This is a genomic window from Streptomyces omiyaensis (genome assembly GCF_014650895.1).
Lineage (GTDB): Bacteria > Actinomycetota > Actinomycetes > Streptomycetales > Streptomycetaceae > Streptomyces > Streptomyces omiyaensis.
In genome coordinates this window covers 83,269-101,751 of the sequence record NZ_BMVV01000009.1, presented here as the reverse complement: position 1 = coordinate 101,751, position 18,483 = coordinate 83,269, and the positions used below count along the sequence as shown (strand labels likewise).

General features: G+C 75.3%; 17 protein-coding genes. 6 read left to right on the top strand and 11 right to left on the bottom strand.

The genetic code is table 11. The annotated features are described in order from the left end of the window. Positions 1–53: 53 nt before the first annotated feature. Positions 54–2,201 (top strand): hypothetical protein, encoded by a 2,148-nt coding sequence (locus IE287_RS17190; RefSeq protein WP_189849928.1) that lies wholly within the window; start codon positions 54–56, stop codon positions 2,199–2,201. On the opposite strand, the gene IE287_RS17185 is transcribed toward IE287_RS17190, so the two are convergent. Beyond that, positions 2,191–3,666 (bottom strand): extracellular catalytic domain type 2 short-chain-length polyhydroxyalkanoate depolymerase, encoded by a 1,476-nt coding sequence (locus IE287_RS17185; RefSeq protein WP_189849927.1) that lies wholly within the window; start codon positions 3,664–3,666, stop codon positions 2,191–2,193. The two genes, IE287_RS17190 and IE287_RS17185, sit on opposite strands and share 11 nt — an antisense overlap. Positions 3,667–3,844: 178 nt before the next feature. Here IE287_RS17185 and IE287_RS17180 point away from each other — a divergent pair, with 178 nt between their 5' ends. The 5 genes from IE287_RS17180 to IE287_RS17160 all read left to right on the top strand — a co-directional run bounded on the left by IE287_RS17180 (position 3,845) and on the right by IE287_RS17160 (position 8,281). Beyond that, positions 3,845–4,297: a cupin domain-containing protein gene (locus tag IE287_RS17180; protein WP_229883534.1), complete on the top strand. Its 453-nt coding sequence runs from the start codon at positions 3,845–3,847 to the stop codon at positions 4,295–4,297. A gap of 590 nt (positions 4,298–4,887) precedes the next feature. Beyond that, positions 4,888–5,460, top strand: a complete 573-nt coding sequence (locus IE287_RS17175) for a hypothetical protein (protein ID WP_189849926.1) — start codon at positions 4,888–4,890, stop codon at positions 5,458–5,460. A gap of 484 nt (positions 5,461–5,944) precedes the next feature. After that, complete coding sequence (locus IE287_RS17170) at positions 5,945–7,186, top strand: MFS transporter (protein WP_189849925.1); 1,242 nt, start codon at positions 5,945–5,947, stop codon at positions 7,184–7,186. Between the two features lie 25 nt (positions 7,187–7,211). Then, a complete protein-coding gene (locus IE287_RS17165; protein WP_189849924.1) occupies positions 7,212–7,409 on the top strand; it encodes a hypothetical protein in 198 nt (65 codons plus the stop codon). Positions 7,410–7,423: 14 nt separating this feature from the next. Then, positions 7,424–8,281: an aldo/keto reductase gene (locus IE287_RS17160; RefSeq protein WP_189849923.1), complete on the top strand. Its 858-nt coding sequence runs from the start codon at positions 7,424–7,426 to the stop codon at positions 8,279–8,281. Positions 8,282–8,423: 142 nt separating this feature from the next. Here the strand turns inward: IE287_RS17160 and fabG are convergent, their stop codons facing one another. The 10 genes from fabG to IE287_RS17110 form a co-directional block, all read right to left on the bottom strand. Beyond that, positions 8,424–9,236 carry a 3-oxoacyl-ACP reductase FabG gene (gene fabG, locus IE287_RS17155; RefSeq protein WP_189849922.1) on the bottom strand — a complete coding sequence of 271 codons (813 nt, stop codon included), beginning with the start codon at positions 9,234–9,236 and terminating at the stop codon, positions 8,424–8,426. A gap of 148 nt (positions 9,237–9,384) precedes the next feature. After that, positions 9,385–10,071, bottom strand: coding sequence for a hypothetical protein (locus tag IE287_RS17150; RefSeq protein WP_189849921.1), 687 nt, complete (start codon positions 10,069–10,071; stop codon positions 9,385–9,387). A 3-nt stretch (positions 10,072–10,074) separates the two neighbouring features. Then, complete coding sequence (locus IE287_RS17145; protein ID WP_189849920.1) at positions 10,075–10,590, bottom strand: SigE family RNA polymerase sigma factor; 516 nt, start codon at positions 10,588–10,590, stop codon at positions 10,075–10,077. A 139-nt stretch (positions 10,591–10,729) separates the two neighbouring features. Continuing rightward, positions 10,730–11,017 carry a hypothetical protein gene (locus IE287_RS17140; RefSeq protein WP_189849919.1) on the bottom strand — a complete coding sequence of 96 codons (288 nt, stop codon included), beginning with the start codon at positions 11,015–11,017 and terminating at the stop codon, positions 10,730–10,732. Positions 11,018–11,090: 73 nt separating this feature from the next. Further along, the gene (locus IE287_RS17135; protein WP_189849918.1) at positions 11,091–12,077 is read right to left on the bottom strand and encodes a UbiA family prenyltransferase; all 987 of its coding nucleotides are present in this window, start codon (positions 12,075–12,077) and stop codon (positions 11,091–11,093) included. Then, positions 12,074–12,973 (bottom strand): class I SAM-dependent methyltransferase, encoded by a 900-nt coding sequence (locus tag IE287_RS17130; RefSeq protein ID WP_189849917.1) that lies wholly within the window; start codon positions 12,971–12,973, stop codon positions 12,074–12,076. The genes IE287_RS17135 and IE287_RS17130 overlap by 4 nt, the downstream gene beginning before the upstream one ends. After that, positions 12,970–14,583: an AMP-binding protein gene (locus tag IE287_RS17125; protein WP_189849916.1), complete on the bottom strand. Its 1,614-nt coding sequence runs from the start codon at positions 14,581–14,583 to the stop codon at positions 12,970–12,972. The genes IE287_RS17130 and IE287_RS17125 overlap by 4 nt, the downstream gene beginning before the upstream one ends. Next, complete coding sequence (locus IE287_RS17120; RefSeq protein ID WP_189849915.1) at positions 14,580–15,932, bottom strand: protoporphyrinogen/coproporphyrinogen oxidase; 1,353 nt, start codon at positions 15,930–15,932, stop codon at positions 14,580–14,582. The genes IE287_RS17125 and IE287_RS17120 overlap by 4 nt, the downstream gene beginning before the upstream one ends. Before the next feature lie 55 nt (positions 15,933–15,987). Continuing rightward, the gene (locus IE287_RS17115) at positions 15,988–17,169 is read right to left on the bottom strand and encodes a DegT/DnrJ/EryC1/StrS family aminotransferase (RefSeq protein ID WP_189849914.1); all 1,182 of its coding nucleotides are present in this window, start codon (positions 17,167–17,169) and stop codon (positions 15,988–15,990) included. Further along, positions 17,166–18,248 (bottom strand): DegT/DnrJ/EryC1/StrS family aminotransferase, encoded by a 1,083-nt coding sequence (locus tag IE287_RS17110; protein ID WP_229883557.1) that lies wholly within the window; start codon positions 18,246–18,248, stop codon positions 17,166–17,168. Before IE287_RS17110 ends, IE287_RS17115 begins: the two co-directional genes overlap by 4 nt. Positions 18,249–18,483 lie beyond the last annotated feature (235 nt).

The following is an 18,483-nucleotide window of genomic DNA, read 5'->3' as shown; positions in this document are numbered from 1 at the left end:
CCGTCGCCCCGCCCCGTCACCACCGCCCGCCCCCGCCCCCCGGAAAGCGCCCCGTGAACGAGACCGTCCCTTCCGCCGCTTCCTCCCCGGCGGCTCCGTCCGCCCGCCCCCGTGCCCGGCGGAAGGCATCGGACCTCTCCCTGGTCAAGGCCTGGTGGCGGGGGCTCGGAGGCGACGGGTTCCTGGTGCTCCCGCCGCCGGGGCGGAGCCGGTACACCCAGTCCGACGGCCACGAGGACGCCGCCGAGCTGGCCGGGCGGCAGGGGCTGACCGGTCCCGTCTCCTTCGCGTACTGGCACTGGCAGTCCCACGGGCGGGCCTTCGACCGCTCCGGCGCCCTCACGGGCGAACTGCTGCTGCACTGGGGCGGGGAGCACGCTGTCGTCCGCGCGGGACTCGGCGGGGGGCCGGACGGCTTCCGCGTCGTCGACGCCGGTCCCGGCGGCGCCTTCCGGCTGGACCGGATCACGCGGCGGGACGGCGCCGGCCTGCCCGATCCCGCGGACCGCGACGGCGTCCGGCAGTTCCTCGACGCGCTCGCCGAGCCGCTGGACCGCGGCGGCCCGTTCCTCCGGTACCGGCCGTTGTCGCCGGCCGAGGCGGCGTGGCTCCACGCACGGCTGGCCGGCCCCCTGGAGCTGACGGCCGCGACCCGGTGCGCGGTCGCGCTGGAGCGCCGGGACGGGCTCACGCCGGACGAGACCGACCGGCTGCTGCACGCCTGGCGGGAGGCGTACCCCGGGCGGCCGGAGAAGTGGACGGGGTGGCGGGAGCTGCTGCACGCCCTGCTGCGCCACGAGCACCGGGAGGTCTGGGAGGTCGTCGCGGCCCTCGGGCCGGAGGCCGCCCGGATCCTCCCCCGGGTGCCGTCCGAACGGGGCCTGGCCGTCGCCCGGGAGCACTCCCGGGCGGGCGAGCGGACCGCGGTGCCGGCCTGGCTGGCGCTGCACCGGTCGCTCCGCGAACCGGACGCGGTCCGGGCGGTGGTCGCGCTCGCGGCGGACCTCGCCGCCCACGACGCGCCGGAGTCCGCGCTGCGCGGGCTCTACACGGCGCTGATCGGCGCGGTCACGTCCGACTGGCGCCGGGAGACGGGCGCGGGGTACGCGGCGGGCCGGTCCCACGCGGCCCTCGCGGCGGTCCGCTTCGCCACAGACGAGCGGCTGCCGCGCCCCCTGCGCGTACTCGCCGCCGAGGCGGCGCGCGACCAGGTGGAACACGTACGCGAGGAAGCGCTCCGCACCGAGGGCGCGCCGCTCCCCGCCGCCCCGGACGCCGCTCCCGGTCCGGCCCGCGGTCCCGGTCCGGCCGACGGGGAGGGGGCGGCGGCCGCGGTCCGGCGGTACGAGGCCGTCCGGGACGAGCTGTCGGCCGGCAGCGGCCCCGACCTCACCGCCCCCGAGACCGCGCTGCGCGACACCTGGTACCGCTACCGGACGCTCACCGACGCCGACGTGCGCCGGCTGCGCGAGCGGGTGGCCGACCCCGGCACCGGGCTCCAGGGGCTCGGCTTCTGCCTCGAACTGCTCCACGCCCACGGCCTCGCCGGTGCGGCGGAGGTCGACGCTCTGCTGCCGCGCCGGCTGAAGGACCTCACCAAGAAGTACCGCACCACGTACACCGAGTGGCGCCACCCGCTCGTCACCCTCACCTGTCTCGCCCTCGACCTGGGACACCCCGCCGCGGACAGGCTCGTCGCCTGGTGGGACGGGCCTCGGCCCGTCTGGAAGGACGAACTGCGGCCCCTGACCCTCCTGGGCGCGCCCGACGAGACCAAGGCCGACGAGCTGTGGCGGCTCGCCACCGCCCGCGGCGCCGACGTGGGCGTGCTGATGACGTGGGTGCTGGCCAGGGCCCGGCTCGACGGCACCCCTCCGCTCCTCGTGGCCGACCGGCTGCTCGGTGACGGGACCGGCACCGGTGTGAACGAGCACCACCTGCGGCAGGTGCTGCTGGGCCTCGCCTTCCCCGAACAGCCCCTGTGGCACTACACCGTGAACCTCCGGGGCCGTGACTGGTGGCAGCGGGCCCGGGCGGTGGCCGAGCATCCCGGCCTCTCCCCCGAGGCCCGCGCCGTCGGCCTCGCCACCGCCCGCGACCACTACCTGCTCCGCCACCCGGACCGGCTGCGTCCCGCCCCGGCCGGGCCGGAGCTCGCGTCGGCCCGGGAGTGGATCGACCGCCACCCGCTCAGCACGTGACCCAGTACCCCGGGGACGTCTCCTTGAGGGTGCTGGTCGCCAGTACGTTCCAGAGGCCGAGGTACTGCTCCGAGCCGTTGGCGTAGGTGTAGCCGCCGGTCTGGTGGGCCCGGCCGGCGACGGTGTGGGCGTAGTTGCTGGCCGTCACGCAGACCGGGGCGGACCCGGTGGTGGTCACGGTGACGGGTGCGCTCCGGGCGCCGACCGTTCCGGAGGCGTCGACGGCCGCGACCGCGTAGCCGTGGCTCGTGCCGGCGGTGAGGCCCGTGTCCGTGTAGCCGGTGGCGCCGGCCGGAGCGGTGCCGACCTCGGCGCCGTCGCGGTAGACCTCGTAGGAGGCCGCGCCCGGGACGGCGTTCCAGGACAGCGAGACGGTGGTCGCGCCGGCCGTGCCGGCGAGGCCGGTGGGGGCGGGCAGGGCGGGGGTGCCCGGCGTGCCGGTCGCGCCGGCGCCGAGCGCCTTGGCCATGTTCATCACGGCCGTCATCTGCGGGCCGCTCTTCTGGGCGTAGTCGGCCGACTTGTAGCCCCACCAGTCCCAGCAGCCGCGCGGGTTGCCGGTCATGGTGGTGGCCTGCGGGTAGAGGACGATCAGGTCGTTCGTGTCGGCGTACTCGTTGAGGTAGGCCTTGTCCATGAGGGCGTTGCCGACCAGGCCGTAGTACTGGTAGCAGCCGTGGAGGGTGACCATCAGCCGGCACGAGGCGCCGTCCCGGCAGGACCGCGGCACGTAGGCGAAGCCCTCGTCGCCCATGCTGATCGCGGAGGCGCTGCCGCCGGGGGCGTACGCGCCCTGTCCGAAGCGGACGAGGGTGCCGGTGAGCGCCGACGAGCTCGCGGGCCTCACGCCGCCCAGCAGGTGGGTCAGCATCTCCTTCACGGGGTCGCCGCCGCAGTTGTTGACGTACGGCGAGCTGGTGGAGGTGCAGGCGTTGGGGCCGATGGGGCTGACCCAGGCGTGGCCGGAGGCCGAGGTGCTGTTGTAGACGACGTCGGCTCCGAGGCCGCGGTAGTAGGTGGCGAGGTCGTCGTTGACCGGCTGCTTGACGGTGGTGTCGTTGGTGCCGTGGAAGAGCCAGACCTTGTCGCCGGAGAGGTTGGCGACGGGGTCGAGCTTCCCGCCCGCCGCCCGGTCCTTGGTCAACTGCACCAGCTGGGCGGGGGACTTGCGCGCCTGGAAGGTGTCCATGCAGGCGTACAGGGCCGTGTTGAGGTTGTTCTGGGCACAGTCGTACGCGCCGGCCGAGAAGATGCCCGCGCCCTGGAACACGTCGGAGTACGCGACGTGCATCTGGTTGGCCATGAAGCCGCCGGACGACAGCCCGCTCACGTAGGTCGCGCTGATGTCGTACCGCTGGAGCGAGCCCGCGGTCGGCGGCGGGACGGCGGCCGTCGCGCCGCCGACCGTCGTCGCGGCGAGGCCGAGGGCCGCCGCGACGGCCACGACGAACTGTCTGATCTTCATACGCTTCTCCAGGACGGGGGGTCGGGATGCCGACATCCTGAAGAGCGCGGGCGATCCCCGCCCACATGTCGTCCCACCACTTCCGCGGACCGCAATGTGGCGCGCGGTGCCATGGCGACCCCGGGGCGACGGCCGCAGCCGTCCGCGCCGGCGCGGACGGCTGCTACCTTCCGGTGCCATGGACGACGGCGTGTACGTGGGCAACGCGGGCACCGACGCGGCCCTGGACCGGGGCTGGCTGCTGGGACACTTCAAGGACGCCTCCGACCCCCGGCACAGCGAGGCCGTGGAGATCAAGTGGGGCGTCCACCCGCCGGGCGACGAACGGGCCCGATGGGTCACGGACGAGCGGCGCACCGCCCTGCTGGTCCTCGTCAGCGGACGCTTCCGGGTGGAGCTCCCCGGCCGCAGCGTCGTGCTCGCCCGGCAGGGCGACTACGTCCTCTGGGGCCGGGGCGTCGACCACTCCTGGTACGCGGAGGAGCACTCCGTGGTCCTGACGGTCCGCCGGCCCTCGACACCCGGCTACGGCTCGGAGGGTGCCTCGGCGACTCCCGCGACCGAAGTGCCCGGATCGGTGGCGCCCGAGACGCCCGAAAGGCAGGACCGAAAGATCCGCCGAAGTGCGTGAGCGACGCGTCGAAACAGCCGGCGGAGCCGGCCAGGAGCTCGAAGTCCGCGCAGAGGGCCATGCGGACGACGGCACTCGGCGTCGGCTGCCGGTGCCGTGCCCGGTGCCGGATGCGCGCCTCTCAGGTCCGCCGTCCGCGGTCTCGCCGCGACGCTCCCTGTCTCCGCGGCCAAGGTCTCCGGCCCGGCCTCCAGGGTGACGACCTGCCCGGCCGGCGCCCCCTCGTCCTCGGTCGGCCGCGCTCGCGGTGCTCCGCCATGGCGGTGACCGACTCGTGGGGGCTGCGGTGCACCGGTCGGTGGGAGCAGCCGAGGTCGGCCGCCGGCGGAGTTCCGTGTCGGCGGCCCGCACCCGGCCGTGCAACGCGCGTCCGGGCGGCCGCTCGTGCCCTGTGCCCCGCCGGCGGTGCGGGGGACGACCCGGTGGAGTCGGCGGGAGAGGCGGACGGTCGCGATCCGGACAATCTGTCACTCGCCGGTGGAATATGCGGAATTCGGCTGCGGCGACCCCGGGCGGACCGGCACCGTGGAGTGGACGGCCACCGGCTGGGCGGCGCGCCGCACCGAACTCGCGGAAGGGGAGGCCGGATCATGTGGGAGCCGGACGGCGCGGACGGACACGTGGGCAGGGTCGGGGTGCTGCTGGAGGACGGCACGACCCCGGGGCCCGTCTACATCGACCTCGACGGCTCGGGGCACGTCCCGGGCTTCACCGGCTGGTGGGTCTACGACGGCACCCTGCGCAGGCCGCTCGCCAACCGGATGCGCGCCGTCTGCGCCTGCGGCTGGGCGAGCGGGACGACGTACCCGATCGCGTGGGAGCTGGTGCCGGACAGCGAGCCGTTCCTCTACGACACCTCCGGCCCGGAGCGGGACTGGGCGGCCCACACCCGGCAGGTCAGCGCGGCCGCGGTCCCGCTGCCCGAGGAGGTCGCGCGGCTCGTCTCCCGGATACGCGAGCGCCTGGACGAGGCCGAGGACACCGACCCGCTCACCGCCCTGCGGATCATCGGCGCCCTCGACGCCGTCATCGAGACCGACGCCCCCTACGTGACCCGGGCCGCGACGCGCAGGCACACCGACGGCGAGATCGCCGCCGCGCTCGGCAGCACCGAGAAGGCCCTCGCCGCCCGCCTTCGCCGGTACGACAGCGACCGCTTCTGAGTCGACGCGGGCGGAGGGCACGAAGGGGCGGGAAGGCAGGGAGGGGGCCCGGGGCCCGCCGAGGTCCGCACCCGGGCTCCCCGTGTCGGGCGAACCGACGGCGGCGGGCACCCTCGGCCTCTGGATGGCAGAGGCCGCGGTCTCCTCGTGCGCACCCCAGACCCGCCCGCGACCTGGCCGAAACCGGAGGCCCCACCGCGAGGCCGAGGGGTGCGGCGTCGGCCCGCTCGACGGAGCAAGGGTGCGATCTCGGCCGCAGGCCGACCGCCGCGCGGGGCGTCGAGGCCGAGGCCGAGACCGCACCCTCGCCGTCGCCGTCACCGTCGCCGCAGAAGCCACGACCGCCCAGGATCGCTTCGACCTCACCCGTACCGCCCGCCCCGCCCGTACCGCTCGCACCGATCTCACCGGCGACCACCCCCACCCCGATCGCACGGCATACCCGCGTTTGCAGATATGGCGCGCATGCAACTATTGTCGAAGCATGCAAAGGGATCGCTCAAGTAATTCCGGGAAGGGGCGGGCCGCGCCTCTCGCCCTCCTCGCCCTGGCCGTCGGGGCCTTCGGGATCGGCACCACCGAGTTCGTGATCATGGGGCTCCTGCCCGAGATCGCCGACGACTACGGCGTCTCCATCCCCACCGCGGGCCTCCTCGTCACCGGATACGCACTCGGCGTGGTCGTCGGAGCACCACTGCTGACCGTCCTCGGCAACAGGGCCGGCCGCAAGAAGATGCTCATGCTCCTCATGGGCCTGTTCGTCCTCGGCAACCTGGTCTCCGCCCTCGCCCCCTCCTTCGGGCTGATGCTCACGGGCCGGGTCGTCGCCTCCCTCGCCCACGGCTCCTTCTTCGGCATCGGCTCCGTCGTCGCCGCCGGCCTCGTCGCCCCCGACAGGAAGGCCGCCGCCATCGCCACCATGTTCACCGGCCTGACCGTCGCCAACATCGTCGGCGTCCCCCTCGGCACCTTCGTCGGCCAGGTCGTCGGCTGGCGCACCACCTTCGCCGCCGTCGCCGCCCTCGGCGTCCTCGGCCTGCTCGGCATCGCCCGCCTCGTCCCCGACACCCCGCGCCCCCGCGGCACCCGTCTGGGCGGCGAGCTCGGAGCCTTCCGCAATCCCCAGGTGCTCCTCGCCATGGCGATGACCGTCCTCGGCTTCGGCGGCGTCTTCGCCGCGATCACCTACATCGCGCCGATGATGACCGAGGTCGCCGGCTACTCCGACGGCGCCGTCACCTGGCTCCTCGTCCTCTTCGGCATCGGCATGTTCCTCGGCAACCTCCTCGGCGGACGCTACGCCGACCGCGCGCTCATGCCCCTGCTGTACGTCACCCTCGGCGGCCTCGCGCTCGTCCTCGCCCTCTTCACCTTCGCCGCACACCACAAGGTCCTCGCCGCGGTCGCGATCGCCCTCGTCGGCGCCCTCGGCTTCGCCACCGTCCCCCCGCTCCAGAAGCGGGTCCTCGACCAGGCCCACGGCGCCCCCACCCTCGCCTCCGCCGTCAACATCGGCGCCTTCAACCTCGGCAACGCCCTGGCCGCCTGGCTCGGCGGACTCGTCATCAGCGCCGGGCTCGGCTACACCGCCCCCAACTGGGTCGGCGCCCTCCTCGCCGCCGCCGCCCTCGGCCTGGCCCTCTGGTCGGCCGTCCTGGAGCGCCGCGCCCCCGTACAGGACGCCGCCGGTGCCACGGCACCCGCTCCCGCCCCCGTACACCACTGACCGCACCGCCCGCAGGAGCACCCTCGTGACCACCCCGCGCAGCCGCGGCCCGGAAGAGGTCTTCGCCGACCACGGCGAGCGCTTCGCCACCGGCGACCCGGACCTCATCGCCGAGAACGACGGCGTGGACACCTTCGTCTTCCGCGACGGGCTCACCGGCGCCCGGACCGCCCACCACACCCTCTCCCCCCGCACCACCGGGCGCCCCGCGCCCACCCACTGAAGGAGCACCGCACCATGGCACCGTCCACCACTCCCGCCGCTTCCACCACCCCCACCGTCCCGACCGTCACCCTGAACAACGGCGTCGAGATGCCCCAGCTCGGCTTCGGCGTCTTCCAGGTCCCCGACGACGCGACCACCGCCGCCGTCACCGCCGCCCTCGAAGCCGGCTACCGCAGCATCGACACCGCCGCCGTCTACGGCAACGAGGCCGGCGTCGGCCGCGCCCTCGCCGCCTCCGGGATCGCCCGCGAGGAGCTGTTCGTCACCACGAAGCTGTGGAACGCCGACCAGGGGTACGACGCCACCCTGCGCGCCTTCGACGCCGGCCTCGCCGAGCTCGGCCTGGACTACGTCGACCTGTACCTGATCCACTGGCCCACCCCGGCCCGCGACCTCTACCGCGACTCCTGGCGCGCCCTGGAGCGGCTCGCCGACGAGGGGCGGATCCGCGCCGCCGGTGTCTCCAACTTCCAGCCCGAGCACCTGCGCCGGCTGCTGGACGGCGCCACGCTGACCCCGGTCGTCAACCAGATCGAGCTGCACCCCGCGCTCCAGCAGTCCGAGCTGCGCGCCTTCCACGGCGAGCACGGGATCGCGACCGAGGCGTGGAGCCCACTGGCGCAGGGCGCGGTCCTCGACGACCCGGTGATCGCCGCGATCGCCGCCGCCCACGGCAAGTCGCCCGCCCAGGTCGTCCTCCGCTGGCACCTCCAGCTCGGCAACGTCGTCATCCCCAAGTCGGTCACCCCGGCCCGGATCCGCGCCAACCTCGACGTCTTCGACTTCGCCCTGACGGACGGGGAGATGACGGCGATCGCCGGTCTCGACCGTGGCCTGCGCACGGGCCCGCACCCCGACGAGCTGAACTGACCCCCCTCCCCCGCCGGCCCCCTCCCCCGCCGGCCCGCGCCCGCGCGCCCCGGCCCCGACCCGGACGCCCGTCCGGGGCGGGGCCGCGGTGCGCATGGGTGTCCGGGGAACCCGCCGCACCCGCCCGGTCTCCCGGGCCGCCTCAGCGGAGACCCGCCACGGCCCCGGGTCCGGCGGCGGCCAGCGCGTCGAGGGACTCCGGGACGGTCTGCCCGCCGTCGACGGTGAGCGTCTGCCCGGTGATGAAGGCCGCCTCGTCCGAGGCCAGGAAGGCCACGGCGTCGGCGACGTCCGCGGGCTCGCCCAGCCTGCCCAGCGGGATCGAGGCGGTCATCCTCCGCAGGTACTCCTCGCCCAGTCCCTCCAGGCCCTCGGTCCGGACGTTCCCCGGCAGGACGGCGTTCACCGTGATGCCCAGCGGCGCCAGCTCCAGCGCCGCACCGCGCAGGAAGCCGAGCTGGCCCGCCTTGCTCGCGCCGTAGTGCGACCAGCCGGCGTATCCGGTGGTGGGGCCGGTGATGGAGGAGGTGAGGACGACACGCCCGCGGCCGACGCGCTCCATGGCGGGCAGGCAGGCCCGGACCGCGAGGATGGAGCCCCGGAGGTTGACCGCCAGGACCTCGTCGACGTCGGCGGCGGTCATCTCCCGCAGCGGCTTCTCGGGGAAGACGCCGGCGTTCGCGCACAGGACGTCGACGTGCCCGTGGAGCCGTTCGGCCTCGGCCGCCATCGCCTCGACCGCGCCGGCCTCGCGCACGTCCACGCCGGTACCGGCGACGCGCCCGCCGGTGGCGCGGGCCACCTCGGCGGCGGCCTCGCGGGCCGCCGCCGCGTCCCGGCCGGTCAGGAGCACCGCCGCCCCGCGCCGGGCGAAGCACTCGGCGATGCCCCGCCCGATGCCGCGCGTGCCGCCCGTCACGACGACGGATCGCTCCTGCCAGGGGGTTCGGGTCATGACTCGCCTGCCTCGTCGCGCGCCGGAGTTCCACGGTGGTGGGTGCCGACCGCACCGGGCCGGCGATCACCCACCGTAGCGCGTCGCCCACGCACAGGCGGACGCTCCGGCCCCCTCTCCGCCACCGTCGGCCCGCGGGCCGGGGACTTCACCCCGAATTCCCCTTTCCCGCAAGGGACTTCGCGTCCGTGACGGCGGTCCGCAGCTGCTCCATCCCCACGCTTGCGGTCCCGCCGTCCCCGCACGGCAGGAGCACGCGGCCGTCCGGGGCGACCGGCAGGATCTCGTGCGGGTCGTAGAGGTAGAGCGGCGTGCCGTCCGTCGCGGGGCTCTCGGCCTCGCTGAGCAGCAGGACGTACCGGCCGGGGTCCGGGTGCTGCGACTCCAGCGCCTCGTACCAGGTCAGGACCGGCCCTGAGGAGGGGATGCCCCCGGCCTGGACGACGGTGCCCGTGATCTCGAAGCGGAAGGTCGACCCCTCGGTGATCCCGTCGCTCGTGTCGATCGCGCCCGCCCTCAGCTCTCCCTGGACCAGGCCGAACCCCCTCCGTCCGGCCTCGCCCAGGCGCTCCGCGGTGCTCCGCAGGCACTCCGCCGACGCCACGGGGACCTCCTCGCCGCGTGCCGGAGCGTCCCGGAGCACGGAGACGGCTCCCGCCGCGCCCGCGCACACCACCACGGCTCCCGCGACGGCCCCCAGTCTCCGTCGCGCCAGACTCCGCCGGGCGCGCGCGGTGAAGTCGGCGCCCGGAGCGGCCGGGCTGTCCGGCCGCTCCGCCGCGACGGCCAGCAACCGGTGGATCCGCTCTTCCTCGCTGTGCCGCCGATCCGTCAACGTCTAGCCCCTCTCGGTGTCGTGGGAGACCGCGGCGAGGACGCCCTGCTCGCGCAGGGTGGCCAGCGCGCGGGCGGCGCGGCTCTTCACGGTGCCGCGCGAGCAGCCCAGCACACCGGCAATCTCCTCCTCGCTGAGCTGGTGGTAGTACCGCAGCACCAGCACCGCCCGCTGGGCGGGCGGGAGCAGCAGCAGCACCTTCCGTACGGCCAGGCCGGTCGCCGTGCCGTCCTCGTGGCCCGGCTCGGCCACCTCCGGCAGCCGTTCCGCCGGGATCTCGGCGTGCCACTTCCGTCTGCGGTCCTTGACCAGCAGCCGCACCATGGTGGTGCGCGTGTACGCCTCCGCCGCGTCCAGCCGCCCGATCCGGTGCCACGCGCGATAGCTGCGCAGCAGTGCCTCCTGGGCCAGGTCCTCCGCCTGTGGCCCGCCGCCGGTCAGCAGCCTCGCCGTTCTCAGGACCGACGGGTAGCGCGCCGCCATGAAGGCCGTGAACGCCTCGTCCCTGCCACTGCGCATCCGTGCCGCTCCCCCGCGGGCCCGTCTTTCGGACCCTTCCCCCTGACAGAGGACCCGGCCCTCCCGGAGGGTTCCCTCCCGGGAGGGCCGGGCGACCGCGGCCCCCGCCCGCTTTCGGGCGGGAGCGCGGCGCCGTCGGTCAGCCGAGGCCTCGATGGGCCGTCCAGAGCGTCCCGGCGCGATCGGCCGCCTCGGACACCAGGGCCGCGATCTCGGGCCGGTCGGGGACGGGGAACGAGACGTACGCGCCCCGGCCTCCGGCCACCGGCCGCCCGTAGGCCTTCACGGCGAGGCGGCCGTCCGGGAGGAGCCGGACGTTCAGGGTGGTCAGGGTGAAGGCCTCGTCGCGCCGGGTGTCCGTCCAGCGGAGCGCCTCCGGGATCGTGACGTTGATCGCCAGCGCGCTCACTTCCGGGTCGCTGCTCATGACCGGATGGTCTCACGGGGCCGGGACAGGGCCGGGGGCACGGGCCGGGGCCGGCCCCGGCCTCGCCGTCCGGTCACCGGCCCGCGGTCGCCACCAGGTTGCCCACGACCATGAGGGCGACGCCGAGGCGGTGGACGGCGAAGCCGGTGCGGCGGGCCCGCATGATGTCGCCCGTGCGGAAGCCCAGCAGGTACTGCCGGAGGCGGAGCAGCGAGGCGGGGAACATCAGGACGACGAACCACCACGGGGCGATGCCGACCGCGCTCGCGGTCGCGATCGTCAGGAACTCGGCCAGCGAGAGCGCGCCGATGAACCGGGCGTTGCCGCGCTCCGAGACCAGGGCCGCGACGGTGGGGCGGCCCACCGCGCGGTCGCCGTCGACGTCGTTGGTGTTGGAGTAGACCCCGAACATCAGGGGCCCGAAGCCGAAGAGGACGGCCTGGACCAGGAGGAATCCGGTGGCCTGGCCGGTGACCATGCCGTACGGCAGGATCACGAGGGCGAAGCCGAGGGCGACGAGGTAGAGCTCCTGGAAGCCGTGGTAGCTGAGCTTGACGCCGTACGAGTACTGGAGGGTCACCACCCACAGGACGACGAGTCCGATGCCGGTCCAGGCCGGCCGGTGGGGGGCGAGGGCGGCGGTCGCCCCGAGGAGGAGCGCCGCCAGGACGGCGCTGGTCCACGCGAACCGCAGGGCCTCGGGCACCGTCAGCGCCCCGGCGACCAGGGGCTTGCGCGCGACGTTGCGCAGCGGGTGGTCGGGGCCGTAGTTGGTGATGTCGCTGCCGTCGCGGAAGCCCGTGACGTCGTCGAAGGCGGTCATCGCCATGAGCAGGAGGACCTGGCCGGCGAGGAAGACCCCGAAGAGCGCCGCGGTGCGCCCGTCGAGCGCGCCGGCGGGCAGCAGGACGGCGGAGAGGGCGATGAAGGTGCCCAGGTAGTAGTCGTAGACGTCCAGCTTCCCGAGCCGGGCGTAGGTGCGGAACCGGCCGTCGGCGCGGGGCGGCGGGGCGGGGCTCCCGGCGGGCGCGGTGGTCGTCGTGAGCGTGGTGTCGGTCATGTCGCCTCGGGGCTGGGGGTGGTGTCCGGGGTGGTGTCGCGCGGCGCCTCGGGAGCGTCGCCGGCGGCGGGGGTACGGAGCGGTCGGCGGCCTTGCACGGAGTAGAGGACGCCCGTCGCGGCGGCGAACCCCGGGTCGCGCATGAGCGCGTCGAGCCGGTCCAGTTCGGCGGGGGTGAAACCGCTGTCCCGCAGGCGGGGCGCGAGGTGGGCGAGGTGGTGGAGCTGGAGGCCGAGCGCGGGTGTCCCGGCTGCCCTGAGCAGGACGTGGGGCCGGATGCGGAGGGCGGTGAGGCCCGCCTCGCGCAGGGCGGCCGGTGCTCGGCGGCCCCAGGTGGGGTCGCCGCCGCCGGCGCGCATCAGCGTCGCCTTGGCGGTGGTGAACCGCTCGTACAGGGCGGCGTCCTGCGGGGTGGGCGCGAGGAGGCAGGGCTCGTGGGCGGCGTCGAACTCGTCGACCTGGAGGAGGCCGCCGGGCCGGAGCGCGCGGACCAGGCGCCGCAGGACGTCCTGCCGTCGGGGCAGGTGCTGGAGGACCAGGCGGGCCACGACGACGTCGTAGGCGCTCTCGGGGAGCGGGTCGGTGACGACGTCGTGGGCGAGGACGGTCAGTCCGGGCGCGGCGGCGATCCGGCCGGGCTTGACGTCGGTGGCGGTGACGGTGCCGCCGGGCGCGACCATGCGGAGGAGGCCGTGCGCGACGCTGCCCGCTCCCGCGCCGATCTCCAGGCAGACCATGCCGGGGCCCACGGCCCCGTCCCGGAGGTGGCCGAGGGTCAGCGGGTCGAGGGCCCCTTCGAGGGAGGCGTGGTGGGCGGCGCTGTGCGGGCTGTCGTTGTCGAAGGCGTAGCCGTGCGGGGTCCGGGCCGGGCTCGGCGCGGGCGGGCTCGCGGTCACGTCCAGCGGCCGGTGCCGCAGGTGTCGGCGCTGCCGGTGAGCCGTTCGAGGAGGACGGCGCGGCGGACCTTCCCGGTACCGGTGCGCGGGACGTCGTCCCACGCGACGACGACGGGTTCGTCGAGCCGGGGGAGGCCCTCCGCGGCGCGCTTCCAGCTCGCGGGGTCCAGGGTGCCGTCCTCGGTGACGACGACGGGCAGCGGGGCGGCGTCGCTGCGGGCGAGGACGACGCACTCCAGGGCCTCGGGCAGCCGGTCCTCCAGCATGTCCTCGGTGCGCAGGCAGCTGAATCCGGGGAGGTGGTCGACCTCCCGGTCGAGGAGGCGGACGCTGCCGTCGCGGGCGATCGTCGCGATGTCCCCGGTGTTCCACCAGTCGCCGTGCCGCTTGGCCGCCCAGCGCTCCCGCTCGCCCGGGTAGTCGGGGGCGAGGGCGCGGGTGCGGCAGAGGATCAGGCCGGGGGTTCCGGCGGGCACGGGGCGGAAGGTGGCGGGGTCGACGGCCTTCAGCCGGGTCTTCAGGGGGACGGGCCTGCCGAGGTCGCGCACGGTGGTGGCGGTGCCGTCGGCGGCCCTGGCGACCGAGCGGCGGGTGTGGAAGGCGAAGGTCAGGGGCCCGGTCTCGCTCTGGCCCCAGCCCTGCATCCAGAGCGGCCGGCGCCGTGTGCTGGCCTGGAGGTAGGAGCGGACGACCGGGGGGTGCACGGCGTCGTAGGTGCTGATGTAGGTCCGTACGTCCCGGAAGGGGTTGTCCAGGCGCCGGGTCAGCGGACGGAGGCGTACGTAGCGGGAGGGCAGGGCCTCGACGACGGTGGGCGGGTGGGCGCGGAGCAGCAGGTCCGTGGTGTCGGGCCGGCCGCTGGAGTCGAGGCTGATGTGGCGGGGCGCGCGGACGGGGGCGACGGCGGTCCAGCAGAGGGTGCGGCCGTGGGCGTAGGAGCTGGCGTTGAAGAGGCTGTCGTCGCGGCGGAGGCCGATGCGCGGGACCGGCAGGGTCTCGAAGCGTGCCAGGTGGTGGACGAGGGTCCGGGTGGTGTGGGAGACGAGTTTCGGCAGGCCGGTGGTGCCGCTGGTGTGGACGATCACGAGGGGCGCGTCGTCGTCGCGGGGGTGGGCTCCGGGGTCGGCGTGGCCGCTGAGGTCGTCGAGGTGCAGGGTGCCGGCCGGGAGGTCTCCGGCGGGGCCGACGACGACGGTGGTGCGGGCGGTCGAGGCGAGGTCCGCCGCCGGGTCCCGGCCGAGGACGTCGAGGTCGGTGACGAGGACGCGGGGCGCGCAGCGGTCGAGCAGGACGCGCAGGGCGTCGGGGGAGAGCCGGTCGGAGAGCTTCACGGGGACGGCGCCGGTGCGGACGGCGGCGCAGGCGAGCAGGTCGTAGTCCCAGTGGTTGGCCTTGACGATGGCGACGCGCTCGCCGGGTCCCGCCCCGGCGGCGGCGAGGGCGGCGGCCGTCTCCCGCACCAGCAGGGCGAGTTCGGGGACGGTCCACGAGGTGGCCCCGGCGCCGGTTCCGGACGGGGCGAGGTCGAAGGGGCGGTCGAGGTGGAAGCGGGTGGGGGTCCCGGCTTCGGCGAGTTCGTCGAAGAGGACGCCCAGGTCGTGCGGGGTCATGCGGCGGTCTCCTGGCGGGCGGTACGGCCCCGGCGCGGGGCGAGGTGGGCGAGGACGCGGGCGGCGGCGTGCGCGCCCGAGCGGGCGGCGCCCTCGCTGGAGGGGCGGGCGGCGACCCAGTCCCCGGCGTACTCGACGGCGCGGGCGGGGCGGCGCAGGAAGGCGGCGCGCAGGGCGAGGGCGCCGGGGGTGAGCTCGGGCATGGCCTGCGGCCAGTGGTGGACGTGGGCGGCGGTGAGGGCGGCGCCGAGTCCGGGTACGTAGCGTTCGGCGGCGGCGGCGAGCCGGCGGGCGGTCTCCTCCTCGCCGGCCGCGACGAGTTCGGGGATGCGGCGCGGTGAGGCGAGGAGGCTGACGAGGCCGCGGCCGGCGGGGGCGCGGTCGGGGCTCTTCAGGTGGTCCGCGAGGACGCAGGAGAGCAGGGGTTCCTCGCACTCGGGGGTGAGGAGGGCGTAGGCGCCCCCGGCGGGGGCGAGCGGCCGGTCGAGGGCGCAGCTGACCTTGAGCATGGGCCGGTAGGTGGAGGCGGCGGGGTAGCCGGTGGCGTCGGGGTCGGCGCCGTCCGTGAGCCGCACCGCCACCGGGGCGGGCACGGCGAGGACGACCGCGCGGGCGGTGAGGGCGGTGCCGTCGACGGTGAGCCGGGCGTGGTCGCCGTGGTCGGTGACGGTCTCGACCGGGTGGCCGTAGCGGGGGCGGAGGTCGGCGGCGAGGCGGGTGGCGAGGAGGTCCATGCCGCCCCGGTAGGTGCGCCAGGCGGAGACGGGGCCGACGGCGAGGAGGAGGCCGACCAGGGGGGACGCGGCGCTGCGGGCGGTGTCCCAGCCGAAGAAGGCTCCGGAGAGGGGCTGGAGCAGGTGGTCGTGGAGGTCGGGGTGGTAGCGGCGGGCGGTGTCGGCGACGGTGTCGGAGCCGAGCGGGGTGTCCTCGGGGTGGTCGTGGTCGAGGGCGGCGCGGTGGCGGCCGCTCCAGCCGAGGAAGCGGGCGAGCGAGGGCCGGGCGGCGGGCCGGAGTCCGGCTCCGGTGAGCACGGCGCGGGGTTCGCCGACGCCGTTGTGGGGGCGGCCGCCGCGCCAGACGGCCATGGGGCGGCCGATGGCGGGGACGTCGTCGGGGGTGAGGCCGGCTCTGCGGATGAGCTGCCAGGTGGCGCGGTAGCCCTGGGCGGAGATCTGTTCGGCGCCGGTGTCGATGAGGTAGCCGTCGCGGCGGAGGCTGCGCATCCGGCCGCCGGGGGCGTCGGCGGCCTCGAAGACGCACACCTCGTGCCCGTTGCGGCGCAGTTCGTGGGCCGCGGCGAGGCCGGCGAGGCCGGAGCCGACGACGGCGATGTCGAGGTCAGGGGTCATGCGGGGGTACTCCGTGCGGGGTGGGGCCGGGGCGCGGTCCGTCGGGGCGGTGCGGTCAGCGGTGGGCGCGCAGGGCGTGGGCGCGGACGGCGGCGGTGACGTGCTCGACCTGGGCGTCGGTGAGGCGGTGGTGGACGGGCAGCGAGAGCTGCCGTCGCGCGGCGTCGCGGGCGTGCGGCCAGCCGGCGCCGGGCCGGCCGGCGGTGAGGGGGGCGAAGGCGGCCTGGTCCGGGAGGGTCTTCGGGTAGTAGACGTGGGTGTCGACGCCTTCGGCGGCCAGGTGGTCGCGCAGGGCGTCCCGGTCGTCCGCGAGCAGGGTGTAGACGTAGTGGCAGCGTCCGTCGGTGCCCGGGGGCGGGGTGGTGACGCCGGGCAGGTCGGCGAGGTGTCCGGTGTAGTGGGCGGCGATCCGGGCGCGCCGGTCGAGGCGGTCGGCGAGTCCGGCGAGCCGGTGGAGCTGGAAGGCGGCCTGGACCTCGTCGAAGCGGCTGTTGACGCCGATCACGTGGTGCAGTCCCCGCCGGACGCCGTCCTGGCCGTGGTTGCGGAGCATGCGGATCCGGCGGGCGGTCTCCTCGTCCCGGGTGACGACGGCACCGCCTTCGCCGGGCATGCCGAAGGCCTTGACCTGGACGAAGGAATAGAGGCCCGCGTCGCCCCACAGGCCTGCGGGCCGGCCGTCGAGGACGGCGCCCTGGGCCACGGCGGAGTCCTCGACCAGCCGCAGTCCGGTGGCGGCGGCCAGGGTGGTGAAGCGGGGCATGTCCGCCATGACGGAGAACATGTGGGCCGGCATGAGCGCCTTGGTCCGCGCGGTGACGCGGGTCTCGGCGTCGGCGGGGTCGAGGGTGAGGGTGCGGGGGTCGATGTCGCCGAAGACGGGGACGGCGCCGGTGTGCAGGACGGCGGCGGCGAGCGGGGCGCAGCCGAAGGCGGGGACGACGACCTCGTCGCCGGGACCGATGCCGAGGGCGGTGAGGATCAGGTGGAGGGCGGAGGTGCCGCTGGAGCAGGCGATCACGTCGGCGGCGCCGAGCCGGTCGCGCAGGGCGTCCTCGAAGCGGCGGGTGTGGTCGCCGAGGATGAACTTCTGGTCCGCGCCGGTGCCGATGTCGTACAGGATCCGCAGGAAGGCGTCGCGGTCCTCGTGGAAGAGGTCGGGCGGGAAGAAGGGGACGCGCTCGGCTCCGGCGGGGTCCGTGTCGGGGGTGGCGTCCCGGTCGCTGGTGGTGGTCATGCGGGGACCCTCCCGGCGTGGAAGGCGCGGACGGCCGCGCAGACGCGGTCCACTTCGGCCTCGGTGAGATCGGCGTACAGCGGCAGGGCGAGGGCCCGGCGGGAGGCGGCCTCGGCGACCGGGAAGTCGCCGGGCCGGTGGCCGGTCTCCGCGAAGCAGGGCTGGAGGTGCAGCGGCCGGGGGTAGTAGGTCTCGGTGCCGATGCCCCGGTCCTGGAGGTGGGCGGCGAGTTCGTCGCGCCGGTCGGTCTCGATCAGGTAGACGTAGAAGACCTCGTCGGGGGCGTCCGTGACGGCGGGGAGCCGGGTGATGCCGGGCACCCCGCGCAGCCCCTCGTCGTACCGGCGGGCGAGGACGGCGCGGTGGCGGATGTCCTCGTCGAGGACGGTCAGCTTGGCGAGCAGGACGGCGGCCTGGAGGTCGTCCATCTTGCTGTTGTGGCCGATGTGCCGGCTCTCGTTGGCGATGCCGGGGAAGTGGGCGAGGGTCCGTCCGGTGCGGCCGTGGTGGCGCAGCGCGGCCACGTGGTCGGCGAGGTCGGCGGCGTCGGTGAGGACGGCTCCGGCGTCGCCGAGCGCGCCGAGGGTCTTGCTCGGGAAGAAGGAGAGCACGCCGCCGCGTCCGTGCAGCCCGGCGTGGACGCCGTGCTGCCGCATCCCGATGCCCTCGGCGCTGTCCTCCAGCAGGGTGATCCCCCGGTCGGCGGCGTAGGCGGAGAGCGCCGTCATGTCGGCCATCCGGGAGAAGAGGTGGACCGGGAGCATGAAGCGGGCGCCGTCGGCGGCCGCGTCCGCGATCCGGTCGGGGTGCATGGCGTACGTGTCGGGGTCGATGTCGGTGAAGACGGGCCGTCCGCCGGCCAGGACGACGGAGCTGGCGGTGGCGACGAAGGAGTACGCGGGGACCAGGACCCGGTCTCCGGGGCGCAGTCCGCACGCCTTCAGGAGGAGGACCAGCGCGTCGGTCCCGCTGTTGACCCCGATCACGTGGCGGGCCCCGGTGTAGCGCGCGAGGGCCATTTCCAGACAACCGACCTGGCGGGAATGCGAGAACTTGCCGTCGGCGAAAATCTCGTCCACTCCGGCCCGGAGGTCCGGCCAGATCCTTTCGAATGTCTTCGCCTGGGAGAAAAAGGGAATGCTGGATGACGTCACGCGGAAACAATTCTTCTAGGCCGGCCCGCGGCCGGCGTCCACTGAGGCCGCCACCAGGGCCTGAGCGGGATCGAAGGGCAGGCCGGAGACCGCCCCGGGAAAGTCTTCACAGCGAAGGTAACAGCACCGGGATTCAAGTCCCGAATCCGGAAAGGAACTT

Bases quoted from the DNA above. Each gene is read 5' to 3' on its own strand.
- IE287_RS17185 (WP_189849927.1), bottom strand. From the start codon at position 3,666: ATGAAGATCAGACAGTTCGTCGTGGCCGTCGCGGCGGCCCTCGGCCTC.
- IE287_RS17180 (WP_229883534.1), top strand. From the start codon at position 3,845: ATGGACGACGGCGTGTACGTGGGCAACGCGGGCACCGACGCGGCCCTG.
- IE287_RS17175 (WP_189849926.1), top strand. From the start codon at position 4,888: ATGTGGGAGCCGGACGGCGCGGACGGACACGTGGGCAGGGTCGGGGTG.
- IE287_RS17170 (WP_189849925.1), top strand. From the start codon at position 5,945: ATGCAAAGGGATCGCTCAAGTAATTCCGGGAAGGGGCGGGCCGCGCCT.
- IE287_RS17160 (WP_189849923.1), top strand. From the start codon at position 7,424: ATGGCACCGTCCACCACTCCCGCCGCTTCCACCACCCCCACCGTCCCG.
- fabG (WP_189849922.1), bottom strand. From the start codon at position 9,236: ATGACCCGAACCCCCTGGCAGGAGCGATCCGTCGTCGTGACGGGCGGC.
- IE287_RS17145 (WP_189849920.1), bottom strand. From the start codon at position 10,590: ATGCGCAGTGGCAGGGACGAGGCGTTCACGGCCTTCATGGCGGCGCGC.
- IE287_RS17140 (WP_189849919.1), bottom strand. From the start codon at position 11,017: ATGAGCAGCGACCCGGAAGTGAGCGCGCTGGCGATCAACGTCACGATC.
- IE287_RS17135 (WP_189849918.1), bottom strand. From the start codon at position 12,077: ATGACCGACACCACGCTCACGACGACCACCGCGCCCGCCGGGAGCCCC.
- IE287_RS17125 (WP_189849916.1), bottom strand. From the start codon at position 14,583: ATGACCCCGCACGACCTGGGCGTCCTCTTCGACGAACTCGCCGAAGCC.
- IE287_RS17120 (WP_189849915.1), bottom strand. From the start codon at position 15,932: ATGACCCCTGACCTCGACATCGCCGTCGTCGGCTCCGGCCTCGCCGGC.
- IE287_RS17115 (WP_189849914.1), bottom strand. From the start codon at position 17,169: ATGACCACCACCAGCGACCGGGACGCCACCCCCGACACGGACCCCGCC.